Source organism: Sphingomonas sp. S-NIH.Pt15_0812, assembly GCF_003951315.1.
Taxonomy (GTDB): domain Bacteria; phylum Pseudomonadota; class Alphaproteobacteria; order Sphingomonadales; family Sphingomonadaceae; genus Sphingomonas.
The window spans coordinates 28,677-42,433 of the sequence record NZ_QLJH01000004.1 but is presented as its reverse complement, the minus strand read 5'-3'; the positions used below and the strand labels follow the sequence as shown (position 1 = coordinate 42,433).

The window sequence follows — 13,757 nt, the reverse complement described above, 5'->3', positions numbered from 1 at the left end:
GGTTGGCGAAAGCCCCTTTCACGGTTTAAGGGCAAGCCATCATCGCAGAGGCGCATCATGGCAGGTCACAGCAAGTTCAAGAATATCATGCATCGCAAGGGTGCACAGGACAAGAAGCGGTCGAGCATGTTCTCCAAGCTCTCCCGCGAGATCACCGTCGCGGCGAAGATGGGTCTGCCCGATCCGGACATGAACCCGCGCCTGCGCGCCGCGATCAACGCCGCCAAGGCCCAGTCCATGCCCAAGGACAATATCCAGCGGTCGATCGACAAGGCGGCCAAGGGCGACACGGAAAGCTATGAAGAAATCCGCTACGAGGGGTTCGGCCCCGGCGGCGTGTCGCTGATCATCGAGGCGCTGACCGACAATCGCAACCGCACCGCCACCAACGTCCGCACCGCCGTGGCGAAGAATGGCGGCAACCTCGGCGCGTCGGGGTCGGTCAGCCACGGCTTCGACCGGATGGGCCTGATCTCCTACCCCGCCACGGTCGGCGACGCCGAGAAGGTGTTCGAGGCGGCGCTGGAGGCGGGCGCGGAGGATGTCGGCTCGTCCGAGGACGGGCATGAGATCTGGACCGCGACCGGCGACCTGCACGAGGTCGCCAAGGCGCTGGAGCCGGTGCTGGGCGAGCCGGAGGGCGCGAAGCTGGCCTGGCGGCCGCAGACCATGGTCGCGGTCAACGAGGACGAGGCGGCGACCCTGTTCAAGCTGATCGATACGCTGGACGATGACGACGACGTCCAGACCGTCTGGGGCAATTACGAGGTCTCCGACGACGTGATGGCGAAGCTGGGCTGAGCGGCGGCGGATGATCATCCTCGGCCTGGACCCGGGATTGGGCACGACCGGCTGGGGCGTGATCCGGGCCGAGGGCAATCGCCTGTCGCACATCGCCAACGGCCAGATCAAAACCGAGCCGTCGATGCCGCTGCCGCGCCGGCTGACCAACCTCTACGCCGCGCTGATCGACGTGATCCGCGCCGAACGGCCGGAGGGCGCGGCGGTGGAGGAGGTGCTGGGCAACACCAATGCCCAGTCGACGCTGAAGCTGGGCCAGGCGCGCGGCGTCGTGCTGCTGGCGGCGGCGGGCTCGGGGCTGGCGATCGGCGAGTATCACCCCAGCGTCGTCAAGAAGGCGGTGGTCGGCACGGGCGGCGCGGACAAGCGCCAGATCCAGGCGATGATGGCGCATCTGCTGCCCGGCGCGAAGCTCGCCGGACCCGACGCGGCGGACGCGCTGGCGGTGGCGATCACCCATGCCCACCACGTCGCCAGCGCCGCCGGCATGGCCCGGCGCGCGCGGGTGATGGCGTGAGCAGGTCGAGCGGCAATCTCTGCCGTTCTCCGGCGAAGACACGGGGTCCTGTCGGGAAGGCTGATGTAATTGAGCATCGCGCCTCGGCACGCTCGTTCCCCGACCGGGACCCCGCCTTGGCGGGGGAAGGAAACGGGCGCGGGCGGGGGCGTCATACCGTCCCGTACTGCACCCGACAGCAAGACGCCGCCGGTCCGCTGGGACCGACGGCGTTCGCTTCACACAGTCGAAGGGGTCAGGCGGCGAAGGTGACCCGCGTGCGGGTGCGGCGGCCGCGCAGCGTCGCGCCCATCATCGCGAAGCCGGTCAGCATCAGCGCCCAGCTGCCGGGCTCGGGGACGAGCGAGGCGAACTGGCGATAGATGCTGGCGGTGGTGGCGACGTAGTTGGGGTTGCGCAGCACGTCGACACTGGTGTTCCAGCCCATCGCGTCATAGGCGGCGAGGTCGAGCGCGGTCACTTCGCCTTCCTGGCCGAAACAGAAGGTCGGGTCGAGGATGCCGATCTGCCCGGTGCAGCCGACCGCGTCCTTCCAGTGCGAGGCCTGGTCGCCGTCGCCATTGTAGCGGCCGGTCGCCAGCTTGTTGCCGAACAGCGCGGTCTTGCCGCCGTCGATCGAGAAATAGGCCTCGCTGCCGACGCTGAGGTCGAGCACGTCGGGCTTGCCGCGCACCGCGCGCGTCGAGTCGGCGCTGTAGCGGAACATGTCGAGCGCGCTGTAGATCGAGGTGTCGTTCAGGCTGTAGCCGAGCGTGCCGGCGCCCGGACCGTTGCCGCCGTATACATCGAGGAAGTCGACGCCCGACACGAAGCCCAGCGCATGGCCGATCTCGTGGATGGCGACGCCGATGAAGTCGAAGGTGTTCGCCGAGATGCCGTCGGTCGGATCGAAGTCGAAGCCAAAGGTGCTGCTGAACGTGATGTTGCCGTCGATCACCGGATTGTTGGCGCCGACGATACCGGTCGCCTTGGCCAGCGCGGTGTTCATGTACAGCGTCTTGCTGCTGGTCGTCGAGCCATCGATGAACTGGGTATAGGACAGGTCGTCATTGCCCGCCGCGTCGGTGCCGTTCGACACCAGCTTCACGCCGCCCTGGCTGTTCAGGCTGGGCAGCACGACGGCGCGGTCGAGCAGCGAATCGCTCTTGGTGGCGGCGATGCCGCGCTCCCAGCGCGCGACCGAGACGTCGGTGCGGGCGCTGCCGGTCGAGCCGATGACGTTGGGGGCGAGCGGGGCGAACTTGACGTTCAGGTTGATCGTCACGTCGTTGGTCAGCACCGAGCCCCAATAGGCGGCGGCGATGTTGAAACCGGCCTCGGCCGCCGAACCCTTCACGCCGCCAACGTCGATGAGGTTGAAGGTCGCCGCCTGGGCGCCGGTGGACGCGACGCACAAGGCGACGCCGCAGCAGAACAGATGCTTCAGCTTCATGATAACCCCTTTGGTTGACGAACCCCCATCCCTGGCAGGCTTCGTTAATGCGATATTAACCATTGGGTCAGCGAGGCTGTCAATGCATTTTGAACGAAAATGTCATCGATAAAGCCATATCCTACCGTATCTTGTCATGATCTCCTGAGAGAGGGTAACAGCTTTGTCGTCCGGCGGAACCGACACGCGGACAAATCGTTGTAGCGCGCCTATAACCGTTCTGGCTGTAAATAGAGCCGGAGCGGAGCTAGTACCCAGCGTGATTGCGCGGGAACGGCCGGTGTGGCGGTGCAGCGCGCCCCTGGGATGCGGATTTCCTGATGCAGGCGCGAAGGCTTCGGTTATCCTTCTGGAATGACGAACCAAAGCGCATCCCTCCTGCCGATGATCGCCGCCCTGAAAGCCGCCACGGCGGCAAAGGACCGGGCCGCCACCAATGCGGCGGTGGCGGCGCTGCTCCAGGGGCGCGCACCGCTGGGCGCGCAGTGGCGGGCGCTCGCCGAACTGATGCGGGTCAGTGGCGAGTTCGGGCTGGCGCATCGGGCGATGGACGCCTTCGTCGCGGCGGCGGGCGGATCGCCCCAGGCGCAGTTCGCCAAGGTGGTGCTGCTGACCCAGACCAACCGGCTGCGCGAGGCGCATGCGCTGATCGCGCGACTGCCGGTCGACGTGCCGGATCGGGCCGGCCATGCCTATGTGCGGGGCAACACGGCGGTGACTTTGGGGCTGGTCGAGGAGGGGCGCGAGCAGCTCGAACGGGTGCTCGGCGCACGGCCGGGCTGGGGCCCGGCCTGGCTGTCGCTGGCCGCGACCGTCCATCTGCGCGACCATCCCCTGGGCGAGCGGATGCTGGCCGAGGCGAAGGCGGCGGAGGGACAGGCGCCCGGCGATTATGCGCGCTTCTGCTATGCGCTGGGCAAGCTCCACGCCGATCGCGGCGAGACCGATGCCGCCTTCGCCGCCTATGCGCGCGGCGCGGCGCTGCTTAAGGCGGAGCGGCCCTATAGCCGTGCCGGCAACGAGGCCAATGCGCGGGCCGCGCGGAGCGGGTTCGAGGGCGACTGGTTCGAGCGGATGCGCGCGCGTCAGTCGATCGCCACCGACCGTCCGATCATCGTCACCGGCCTGCCGCGATCGGGCACGACGCTGGTCGAGCAGATCCTGACCAGCCATAGCGCGGTGGCGGACGGCGCGGAGATCAGCGTCGCGCACCAGGTCGCGGTCGCCACCGGCGGCGTGTCGGCCGAGGCGATCGAGCGGCATCTGGCGGCGGGCGGGTCGCTGGAGGCGATGGCGGGCCTCTACCTCCACCTCCTGTCCGAGCGATTCGGGCCGGCGGGGCGGATCGTCGACAAGACGATCGACAACAGCCGCTTCCTGGGGCTGATCGCGACGATGCTGCCCGATGCGCCGCTGATCTGGATGCGCCGCGATCCGCTCGACAGCGCCTGGTCCTGCTTCCGCACCTTCTTCATCCATGGCGTCGGCTGGAGCCACGACCTGGGCGATATCGCGCATCATTTCCGGCTGGAGGACCAGATGCTCGCCTATTGGCAGGCGCGGCTGGGCGACCGGCTGCTGGTGGTGCCGTTCACCGATTTCGTGACCGATCCGGAGCCGTGGATCGGCCGGTTGCTTCGTCATTGCGGGCTGGCCGACGAACGCGCCGCCTATGATTTCCACCAGACCGACCGGGTGGTGGCGACGGCGAGCAGCCTCCAGGTCCGCCGGCCGATCAATCGCGACGGGCTGGGCGTGGCGGAGCCCTATCGCCGTCATCTGGAGCCGTTCGTCCGCGCCTATGCGGCATGACCCCGGACACGAAGCGGCCCGACGCTGGGACAGCGCCGGGCCAGGAGGCTACGCCTAGGGAGCATTCCAGGCGATAGGGTGCGGCGGTCGCCCGCCGAAAGGGTCAGAGGCCGTTGCCGGGGGCGGTCTCGTTACCGAGCGAGTCGTTGACCAGGACGTCGTTGCCGAGCGCGGCATTGTCGGCGGCCAGCGGTTCGTCGGTCGCGGTGAGGTTGTCGGCCAGGTCGGCATCGGCGGCATTCAGCGCGGCATTGCCGTCGCTCGTCTCCGCCTTGGGCCCGCAGGCCGACAGGCCGAGCGTGGCGGCTGCGAGCAGCGGCAAGATGGTCCGGGTCTTCATCCAATTCCTCCTGTTGAAATAATGAAGCGGTCAGGTCAGCGCCTCGCGCAGCCGCTCGGCCTCGGCACGGCTCAGCTGAATCGCCTCGGGCTGGGTGACGATGCTGTCGGGCGGCACGTCGGACAGCAGCCAGACATTGCCGCCGATCGTCGTGCCCCGGCCGATCGACACCCGGCCCAGGATCGTCGCGCCGGCATAGATGACGACATCATCCTCCACGATCGGATGCCGGGCATAACGATCGCGCGGGGCGAGATCGGTGGTGCCGGCCGGCGTCCGCGCGCCGAGCGTGACATGCTGGTAGAGGCGCACCCGCTCGCCGATGATCGCGGTTTCGCCGATGACGACGCCGGTGCCATGGTCGATGAAGAAATGACCGCCGATCGTGGCGCCCGGATGGATGTCGATGCCGGTGCGGCCATTGGCCAGTTCCGACACGATCCGCGCCACGATCGGCGCGCCCAGTCCATAGAGTGGATGGGCGATGCGGTGGTGCAGGCTGGCGATCGCGCCGGGATAGCAGATCAGGATCTCGTCGACGCTGCGCGCGGCGGGGTCGCCCAGGAACGCCGCCTCGACATCGCTGTCGGTCAGGCGGCGCACCTCGCCCAGCGTCGCGGCGAACAGGCGGACGATCAGGCTGACCTGGTCGGGGTCGAAGCGCGCCTGCGACTCGTCCTGCCAATAGGCGAGTTCATGGCCGATCTCCCGTTCCAGCTCGACCAGCGCGGCCATCAGCTTGGCGGCGACGAACCGGTCCTCATCCTCGGGGCGGCCGCGATAGCCGCCGATCCGCTGCGGGTAGAGCGCGGCGGAGAGCAGCTCGACCGCCCGCTCGATCGCGCCCCGGTCGGGGAAGCGACTGATCGCCACCGGATGCCGGTCGCGCCAGGCGCGGCGCGCCGAGGCGAGGCCCTGCATCGCCTCGTCGATCGCGGAGCCGCTGGCGGGTGTATCGGCATGGAGGGGGATGGTCATCGGAGCGGCTCCTTTCGAACCGGAGCATATCCCATCAATCTAGTAGGGATAACAAGAAAAGCTTGGTGCCCGGCAAAAGCGGCTTGGCGCGGTGGTGACGGCGCGGCTCCGCTCTTCTACCAGTCGCGCATGATCGCACATCTCAAGGGCCGTCTCGATTCGACCGGTATCGACCATGCGGTGATCGATGTCGGCGGCGTCGGGTATCTGATCGGGGCCTCGTCGCGCACGCTGGCGGCGATCGGACCGGTGGGCGAGGCGGCGACGCTGTTCACCGAAATGCTGGTGTCGGAGGACTCGATCCGGCTGGTCGGCTTCGCCTCGGCGGGCGAGCGCGACTGGTTCCGGCTGCTGACCGGCGTGCAGGGCGTGGGGTCGCGCGTGGCGCTGGCGATCCTGTCGGCGCTGGAGCCGGGCGAGCTGGCGCGGGCGGTGGGCGCACAGGACAAGGCGATGGTCGCGCGGGCCAACGGCGTCGGCCCCAAACTGGCGGAGCGGATCGTCCGCGAGCTGAAGGACAAGGTCGGCGCGATCCCGCTCGGCCCCGCCGCGATCGGCCAGGCGGCGCCCGTCGGTGCGTCCGCCGATGCGGTGTCGGCGCTCCTCAATCTGGGCTTCCGCCCGGCCGACGCGACGACGGCGGTGGCGGCGGCGGAAGAGGAACTGGGCGGCACCGCCAGCCTCGACGCGCTGGTCCGCCTGGCGCTGCGCAAGGCGGCGAAGTAACGACGCTAGCGGCTGCTGCCGATCAGGCCGATCCCCACCGCCGTCGCGACGCCGGCAAGGAGGATCGCCGCGATCATCAGCGCACCGTCACGGACCAGCAGCGCCAGGCCGAACGCCGCGATCGCCGCCATCGGCGCGGTGCTGGCGAAGGGCAGGAGTTCGAGCGGCGGCACCGTAAGCGCCAGCCCGATCGTGGCGAGCGCGGCGATGCGGACGAACGGTCCCCGGGTCAGTGCCGGCAGGCGGCCGTGGAACCAGCGGTCCGCCACGTCCGCCACGCCGCGCAGCTTGGCGGTGGCGCGGTGCACCGTCCCGGCGGAGGCGGCCCGCTTGCCGATGATGCGCGGCAGCCAGAGATGCTTGCGACCGATCAGCATCTGCGCGGCGAAGAGGATGATGATCGCCGCCAGCACCGTGGGCAGGCCGGGAATGCCGCCGATCGGCGAGATTTCGATCAGCGCGGGCACCAGCAGGAAGGGGCCATAGGACCGGTTGCCGAACGCCGCGACGGCATCCTCCAGCGACACGCGCGACTGGCGGTCCGCCAGCGTCTCGAGCGTGTCCAGGATGTCGCCGACGCTGCGGGGGTCCTCTGCCATGGACCCGCAACGTGGGGTCGGGCGCGCCGGTTCCTCTCTCGACCTGGGCGGCGGGTGCGGCTACGGAACGAAGCGTGACCGACGACCGCATCCTCTCCGCCAGCCGCCGCCCCGAGGATGTGGATGCCGCGCTGCGCCCCAAGAGCCTGGACGATTTCGTCGGACAGAAGGCGGCGCGCGAGAATCTGCGCATCTTCATCCAGGCGGCGCGCGGGCGGGGCGACGCGCTGGACCATGTGCTGTTCTTCGGGCCGCCCGGCCTGGGCAAGACGACGCTGGCGCAGATCATCGCGCGCGAGATGGGCGTCGGCTTCCGCGCCACCTCCGGCCCGGTGATCGCCAAGTCGGGCGATCTCGCGGCGCTGCTCACCAATCTCGAGGATGGCGACGTGCTGTTCATCGACGAGATCCACCGGCTCCAGCCGGCGGTGGAGGAGGTGCTCTATCCGGCGATGGAGGACCGCGCGCTCGACCTGATGATCGGCGAGGGACCGTCGGCGCGCAGCGTGCGGATCGACCTGCCGCGCTTCACGCTGGTCGGGGCGACGACGCGCCAGGGATTGCTGACCACGCCGCTTCGCGACCGGTTCGGCATTCCGGTGCGGCTGCAATTCTATACGGTCGAGGAACTGATGCGCGTGGTGACCCGCGCCGCCGGGCTGCTCGACCTGGGCATCGCCCCGGACGGCGCGACCGAGATCGCGCGGCGCGCGCGCGGCACGCCGCGCATCGCCGGGCGGCTGCTGCGCCGGGTGCGCGACTTCGCCGATGTGGCGGGGGCGCCGGTGGTCGATGCGCGGATCGCCGACGCCGCGCTCACCCGGCTGGAGGTCGACTCGCTGGGGCTGGACGCGATGGACCGGCGCTATCTGCACATGATCGCCGACATCTATCGCGGCGGGCCGGTCGGGGTGGAGACGCTGGCCGCCGGCCTGTCCGAGCCGCGCGACACGATCGAGGAAGTGATCGAGCCCTATCTGATCCAGCTCGGGCTGGTCGCGCGCACCGCGCGGGGCCGCGTGCTGAATGCCGGGGGCTGGAAGCATCTGGGGCTGAACCCGCCGGCGGGGTCGCAGGATGGGCTGTTCGACTGACGCTACGGCCGGGGTCGGTCGCGCCATCCCCGACCATTTGCACCGTGGCATCCGTGCCACAGTTCTGGTAGCTCATGCGGCCATGCTCGCCACCGCCGCCGCCTCCGCCCGAGAGATCCTGGTCCGTCTCCATGACGTGATGGCGTCGCGGATGCCGGCGCAGGCCAAACTCAACCAGGTCGTCAACATCATCGGCGAGGAGACGGACAGCGAGGTCTGTTCGATCTACCTGCTGCGCGAGGGCGTGCTGGAACTGTTCGCCACGCGCGGACTGGCGCAGGAGGCGGTCCATGTCACCAAGCTGGCGCTGGGCGAGGGGCTGGTCGGGACATTGGCCGAACGCGCCGAGATCCTGAACCTGGACGAGGCGGCGAGCCATCCGGATTTCCGCTACATGCCGGAAACGGGCGAGGAGCGGTTCCACAGCTTCGCCGGCGTGCCGATCATCCGGCGCGAGCGGGTGGTGGGCGTGCTGGCGGTGCAGCATGTCGACCAGCGCCGCTACCAGGACATCGAGATCGAGGCGTTGCAGACGGTGGCGATGGTGCTGTCCGAACTGATCGCCAATGCCGGGCTGATCGACGTCGCGACCACCGGCGCGCACCGGCCGCAATCGACCGCCTCGGTCCGCATCCCCGGCCTGAAGCTGGTCGACGGCATGGGCCAGGGCTGCGCGGTGTTCCACCAGCCCCGCATCGTCGTCGAGCATACCGTCGCCGAGGATACCGATGCGGAGCGGCACCGCGTCTACGCCGCGTTCGACAAGATGCGCGAGCAGATCGAGCGGATGACGCGCGAGGCGGAATTCGGCGTGGGCGGCGAGCATATGGAGGTGCTCGAGACCTACAAGATGTTCGCCTATGACGAGGGGTGGAGCCGCCGGATCAACGAGGCGATCGACAGCGGCCTGACCGCCGAGGCGGCGATCGAGCGGGTGCAGCAGCGGACGCGCCAGCGGATGCGCCAGATCGACGATCCGCTGCTCGCCGACCGGATGCACGACCTGGAGGACCTCTCCAACCGGCTGCTCCGCATCGTGTCCGGGCAGATGGGCACCGCCGCGCAGCTTGGATTGCGCCAGGACACGATCCTGATCGCGCGCAATCTGGGGCCGGCCGAGCTGCTGGAATATGACCGCCGCCGGTTGAAGGGCGTGGTGCTGGAGGAAGGCTCGCTGACCGCGCACGTCACCATCGTCGCGCGGGCGATGGGGGTGCCGGTGCTGGGCCGGGTGCGCGACGTGCGCCGCTTGATCGCCGAGGGCGACGTGCTGCTGCTCGACGTGACCGAGGGCAATGTCTTTGTCCGCCCCTCCGCGGCGATGGAAGAGGCGTTCGAGGCGAAGCTGGCGGTGCGGCAGAAGCGGCGCGCGGCCTTCGCGGCGCTGCGCGACCTGCCGCCCGAGACGAAGGACGGGCACCGCGTCACGCTGATGGTCAATGCCGGGCTGCGTGATGACGTTGCGGCGCTCGACCTGACCGGCGCGGACGGGATCGGCCTGTTCCGCACCGAGTTCCAGTTCCTGGTATCGGCGACGCTGCCGCAGCGCGAGCGGCAGCAGCGGCTCTATCGCGAGGTGCTGGAGCAGGCGGGCGACCGGCCGGTGGTGTTCCGGACGATCGACATCGGCGGCGACAAGGCGCTGCCCTATCTGAACGTCGAGGCGGGGACCGAGGAGAATCCGGCGATGGGCTGGCGCGCGCTGCGCCTCGCTCTGGAGCGCGACGGGCTGATGAAGGCGCAGGCACGCGCGCTGCTGGAAGCGGCGGCGGGGCGGACGCTGAACGTCATGTTCCCGATGGTGTCCGAACCCTGGGAGTTCGACGAGGCCAAGGCGCTGTTCGAGGCGCAGCGCGTGTTCCTGGCGGGACGCGGCAAGCGGTTGCCGAGCGAAATCCGCTATGGCGCGATGCTGGAGGTGCCGGCGCTGGCCGAACAGCTCGACCTGCTGCTGCCCGAGGTGGAATTCCTGTCGATCGGCACCAACGACCTGACGCAATTCCTGTTCGCCGCCGATCGCGCCAATCCGAAGCTGGCGGAACGCTATGACTGGCTGTCCGCCTCGATCCTGCGCTTCCTTCACCGGGTGGTGCAGGCGGCGCGGCCGGCGGGCGTGCCGGTGGCGGTGTGCGGCGAGATGGGCGGCCGGCCGCTGGAGGCGATGGCGCTGATCGGGCTGGGCATCGACCGTCTGTCGATCACCCCGGCGGCGGTCGGACCGGTCAAGGCGATGATCCGCTCGCTCGACCATGCGGAACTCACCGCCTGCGTCACGGGCCTGTTGGCCAAGCCGCGGCGCGACATGCGCGCGGTGCTGACCGAATGGGCCATCGCGCATGGGGTCGAGCTGAACTGAACGTATACGGACGGGCCGTGGGGAAGCTGCGGCCGGTCGAGTCGGGCCGGTCGCAAGGCCGGTAAAGCGCGCCTACCCCGCGTTGACACTGGCCGGACGGTCTGGAAGATGGGTCGGCGGCAAGGGTTGGTGCCCCGCAGCGGAGTGAATGGATGAACGAGCCCGAGCACGGCGAGACCGCGACGGCCATCGGGCCCGACCGGGTCGGTGACCGTTTGCGCGCCCTTCGCGAGGCGCAGGGGCTGTCGCTGGCCGAGGTGGGGCAGCGCACGCGCGTGCCGCTCCGCCATCTGGAGGCGATCGAGGCGACCGATTTCGCCGCCTTGCCCTCGCCGACCTATGCGGTGGGGTTCAGCCGCGCCTATGCCCGTGCGGTCGGCGCGGACGAGGTGCAGGTGGCCCAGGCCGTGCGCGCCGAACTGGCCAAGGTCGACCGTCCGCCCGAATATCGTCCCTATGAGACCGCCGATCCGGCGCGCGTGCCCGCACGCGGGCTGGCGATCGTGACGTTGGGTTGCGCGTTGGCGATCGTGATCCTGGCGGGCCTCTGGTTCGGCACCGATCTGTTCCGCGGCGGTGGCGGCAGCGAGAGCGCGGTGTCGCCCGGCCCGTCGTCGAGCGTCGCGGTGCCGCCGCGCGCGGTCGCGCCGGCCCCCAGCCCGACGCCGTCGCTGGCCGAGGGGCAGGTGCGCCTGGCCGCCGGGGCGAACGAGGTGTGGTTGCGTGTCTATGACGCCGACAACAAGACGCTGTATCTCGGCACGCTGGCGCCGGGGGCGAGTTTCGACGTGCCGCGCGATGCGCGGGGGCCGAAAATCAATGTCGGCCGGCCGGACGAGTTGCAGATCACCGTCAACGGCACCGCCATCCCGCGCCTGGGCGATGGCAAGCGACCGATCAAGGATGTGCCGGTCGATGCCGCCTCGCTGGCGGCGCGGCTGAACGGCGCGGCCGCGACGCCTGCGTCGAATGCGACACAGAGCGTCGCGCCCCGCCCGGTTGCGGCACGCCCCGCGCCGGCTGCGCCCGTCGCGACGACGGGGGCGGAGTCGATCGCTCCGACCGCCGCCGGAACCGGCAACGTCACCGAATAACCTGCTTCTTCCGATCCGGACACAAGGGCCCTTGTCGATGCGTATCCCCGTCCTTCTGCTCGGCGTCGCGATGCTGACGCTGCCCGGCCTCGCGCCTGCGCCCGTGGCGGCGCAGTCGACCAACCTGGACGGGCGGGTCAACCGCCTCGAAAGCGAGATGCGCGCGGTGCAGCGAAAGGTCTTCCCCAATGGCGGCGGACAGTTGCTCCAGCCCGAGGTGGTCGCGCCGACCCGGCCGGTCGAGGCGCCGGGCACCCCGGCGGCGGGGGCGCTGGTCGACCTGACCGCGCGCGTCACCGCGCTGGAGGAGCAGATCGCGTCGCTGACCGGCCAGGCGGAGCAGAATGGCTATCAGCTCCGCCAGTTGCGTGAACAGTTCGAGGCCTATCAGCGCGCGACCGATGCGAAGCTGACGGCGATGGGGCCGCCCCCGGCGACGACGCCTGCGACCAACGCCGGCGGCATGGGCGGCGGCGAGCCCGCGCCGATCGCGCCCGCCAAATCCTCCGGCCCGCCGCCCAAGGGCGCGCCCGAGGTGTCCACCGCCAAGGCTGCCGATCCCGGCCGGGCCGCGCGCGTGGCGGCGGTGCCGCGCCCCAAGAGCGCCGACCCGGCCGAGGACGCCTATCTCTATGGCTATCGCCTGTGGGAGGCGAAATTCTATCCCGAGGCGCAGGCGCAGCTCAAGAAGACGGTCAACGACTATCCGAAGAGCAAGCGCGCCAGCTATGCGCAGAACCTGCTCGGCCGCGCCTATCTGGACGACGGCAAGCCCAGCCTCGCCTCCATCGCCTTCTACGAAAACTACAAGAAGATGCCGGACGGCGACCGTGCGCCGGACAGCCTGCTCTATCTGGGCGAGGCGCTGACCCGGCTCGACAAGCCGGCGGATGCCTGCAAGGTCTATGACGAACTGTCCGATGTCTATGCGGGCAAGATCGCCGGCATGAAGGCGGACATCGCCAAGGGGCGCGCCGCCGCCAAGTGCAAGTAGCGCGCTTCGCCGCCGACTGGGCGGCGTCGCTCGGCCGACCGGTGGGCTCGTGCGAGCGGATGGCGCTGGCGGTGTCGGGCGGGGCGGACAGCATGGCGATGCTGGCGCTGGCGGTGGGCGCCTTTCCCGGCCGGGTGATCGCCGCGACCTTCGACCATGGCCTGCGGACCGCGTCCGCCGGCGAGGCGGCGATGGTGGCGGACTGGTGCCAGGCGAACGCCGTGCCGCATCGCACCCTCTACCCCGCCGAACCCCTGCCACGCACCAATGTCCAGGCGACGGCGCGGCGGGCGCGCTATGCCGCGCTACTCGACTGGGCGGCGGCGGCGGGGGCATCGGTGCTGGCGACCGCGCATCACGCCGACGATCAGGCCGAAACCTTCCTGATGCGCGCCAATCGCGGCAGCGGCCTTGCCGGCCTTGCGGGCGTACGGCCGCGCCGGACCGAGACGCTGGCGGACGGCCGGCAGGTCATGGTGCTGCGGCCGCTGCTCGGCTGGCGGCGGGTGGAGTTGCGGGCGGTCGCGGAAGGGGCGGGGCTGCCCTTTGTCGACGATCCCTCCAATGGCGATCCCCGCTACGACCGCGCACGGATGCGCGACCTGTTGCGGCGGCAGGACGGGATCGATCCGGCGCAACTGGCGCGATCGGCGGGCTGGCTGGCGGAAATGGACGCGGATTGGCGGCTGCTCGCCGACCTATTTTGGGCCGGCCGGGTGGAGCAGGACGCGCCCGACCGGTTGCGCCTGTGCGTGGTTGGGCTGCCCCGTGGAATGCGCCGCGACCTGGCCCGGCGCGCGATCCTGACGACGCGCGAATCGGCCGGCATCGCCGCGCCGGGCTTCGATATGGCGAGCAATATCGAGTCGCTGCTGGATGCCCTGGATTTGGGACGAACGGCGACGCAGGCCGGCCTGATCGTGAAACCGATCACGGATATCTGGATTTTTATGCCGGCTCCACCGCGCAAGACTGGCTGATCGACGCGAATGCGCCGCTTTGTTCCATTGTCAT

Annotated in this window: 13 protein-coding genes; 9 read left to right on the top strand and 4 right to left on the bottom strand. The window is 69.9% G+C overall.

Annotation, left to right across the window (positions count from 1 at the left end):
• The first annotated feature begins 57 nt into the window (after positions 1-57).
• A complete protein-coding gene (locus tag BRX43_RS03840) occupies positions 58-801 on the top strand; it encodes a YebC/PmpR family DNA-binding transcriptional regulator (RefSeq protein WP_125993519.1) in 744 nt (247 codons plus the stop codon).
• 10 nt (positions 802-811) lie between these two features.
• Positions 812-1,318, top strand: coding sequence for a crossover junction endodeoxyribonuclease RuvC (gene ruvC / locus BRX43_RS03835; protein WP_125993518.1), 507 nt, complete (start codon positions 812-814; stop codon positions 1,316-1,318).
• 235 nt (positions 1,319-1,553) lie between these two features.
• Here ruvC and BRX43_RS20490 read toward each other — a convergent pair whose 3' ends face one another.
• A complete protein-coding gene (locus BRX43_RS20490) occupies positions 1,554-2,750 on the bottom strand; it encodes an NF038122 family metalloprotease (RefSeq protein ID WP_206433097.1) in 1,197 nt (398 codons plus the stop codon).
• Positions 2,751-3,104: 354 nt separating this feature from the next.
• On the opposite strand from BRX43_RS20490, the gene BRX43_RS03825 reads away from it, so the two are divergent.
• A complete protein-coding gene (locus BRX43_RS03825; protein WP_125993517.1) occupies positions 3,105-4,562 on the top strand; it encodes a sulfotransferase in 1,458 nt (485 codons plus the stop codon).
• A 103-nt stretch (positions 4,563-4,665) separates the two neighbouring features.
• Here the strand turns inward: BRX43_RS03825 and BRX43_RS03820 are convergent, their stop codons facing one another.
• Both BRX43_RS03820 and epsC read right to left on the bottom strand, forming a co-directional pair.
• On the bottom strand, positions 4,666-4,902 hold the full coding sequence (locus BRX43_RS03820; protein ID WP_125993516.1) for a hypothetical protein: 237 nt from the start codon (positions 4,900-4,902) through the stop codon (positions 4,666-4,668).
• Between the two features lie 30 nt (positions 4,903-4,932).
• Positions 4,933-5,880: a serine O-acetyltransferase EpsC gene (gene epsC / locus BRX43_RS03815; RefSeq protein ID WP_125993515.1), complete on the bottom strand. Its 948-nt coding sequence runs from the start codon at positions 5,878-5,880 to the stop codon at positions 4,933-4,935.
• Between the two features lie 129 nt (positions 5,881-6,009).
• On the opposite strand from epsC, the gene ruvA reads away from it, so the two are divergent.
• The gene (gene ruvA / locus BRX43_RS03810) at positions 6,010-6,606 is read left to right on the top strand and encodes a Holliday junction branch migration protein RuvA (RefSeq protein ID WP_125993514.1); all 597 of its coding nucleotides are present in this window, start codon (positions 6,010-6,012) and stop codon (positions 6,604-6,606) included.
• 5 nt (positions 6,607-6,611) lie between these two features.
• On the opposite strand, the gene BRX43_RS03805 is transcribed toward ruvA, so the two are convergent.
• Entirely contained in the window at positions 6,612-7,205 is a 594-nt protein-coding gene (locus BRX43_RS03805) for an exopolysaccharide biosynthesis protein (protein ID WP_125993513.1), read from the bottom strand.
• Positions 7,206-7,279: 74 nt separating this feature from the next.
• On the opposite strand from BRX43_RS03805, the gene ruvB reads away from it, so the two are divergent.
• The 5 genes from ruvB to tilS all read left to right on the top strand — a co-directional run bounded on the left by ruvB (position 7,280) and on the right by tilS (position 13,723).
• Positions 7,280-8,299 (top strand): Holliday junction branch migration DNA helicase RuvB, encoded by a 1,020-nt coding sequence (gene ruvB / locus BRX43_RS03800; protein ID WP_125993512.1) that lies wholly within the window; start codon positions 7,280-7,282, stop codon positions 8,297-8,299.
• An 82-nt stretch (positions 8,300-8,381) separates the two neighbouring features.
• Positions 8,382-10,655 (top strand): phosphoenolpyruvate--protein phosphotransferase, encoded by a 2,274-nt coding sequence (ptsP, locus tag BRX43_RS03795; protein WP_125993511.1) that lies wholly within the window; start codon positions 8,382-8,384, stop codon positions 10,653-10,655.
• Between the two features lie 152 nt (positions 10,656-10,807).
• Complete coding sequence (locus BRX43_RS03790; protein ID WP_125993510.1) at positions 10,808-11,749, top strand: helix-turn-helix domain-containing protein; 942 nt, start codon at positions 10,808-10,810, stop codon at positions 11,747-11,749.
• 37 nt (positions 11,750-11,786) lie between these two features.
• Complete coding sequence (locus BRX43_RS03785) at positions 11,787-12,743, top strand: hypothetical protein (protein WP_241214748.1); 957 nt, start codon at positions 11,787-11,789, stop codon at positions 12,741-12,743.
• Positions 12,734-13,723: a tRNA lysidine(34) synthetase TilS gene (tilS, locus tag BRX43_RS03780; protein WP_241214747.1), complete on the top strand. Its 990-nt coding sequence runs from the start codon at positions 12,734-12,736 to the stop codon at positions 13,721-13,723. The genes BRX43_RS03785 and tilS overlap by 10 nt, the downstream gene beginning before the upstream one ends.
• Positions 13,724-13,757 lie beyond the last annotated feature (34 nt).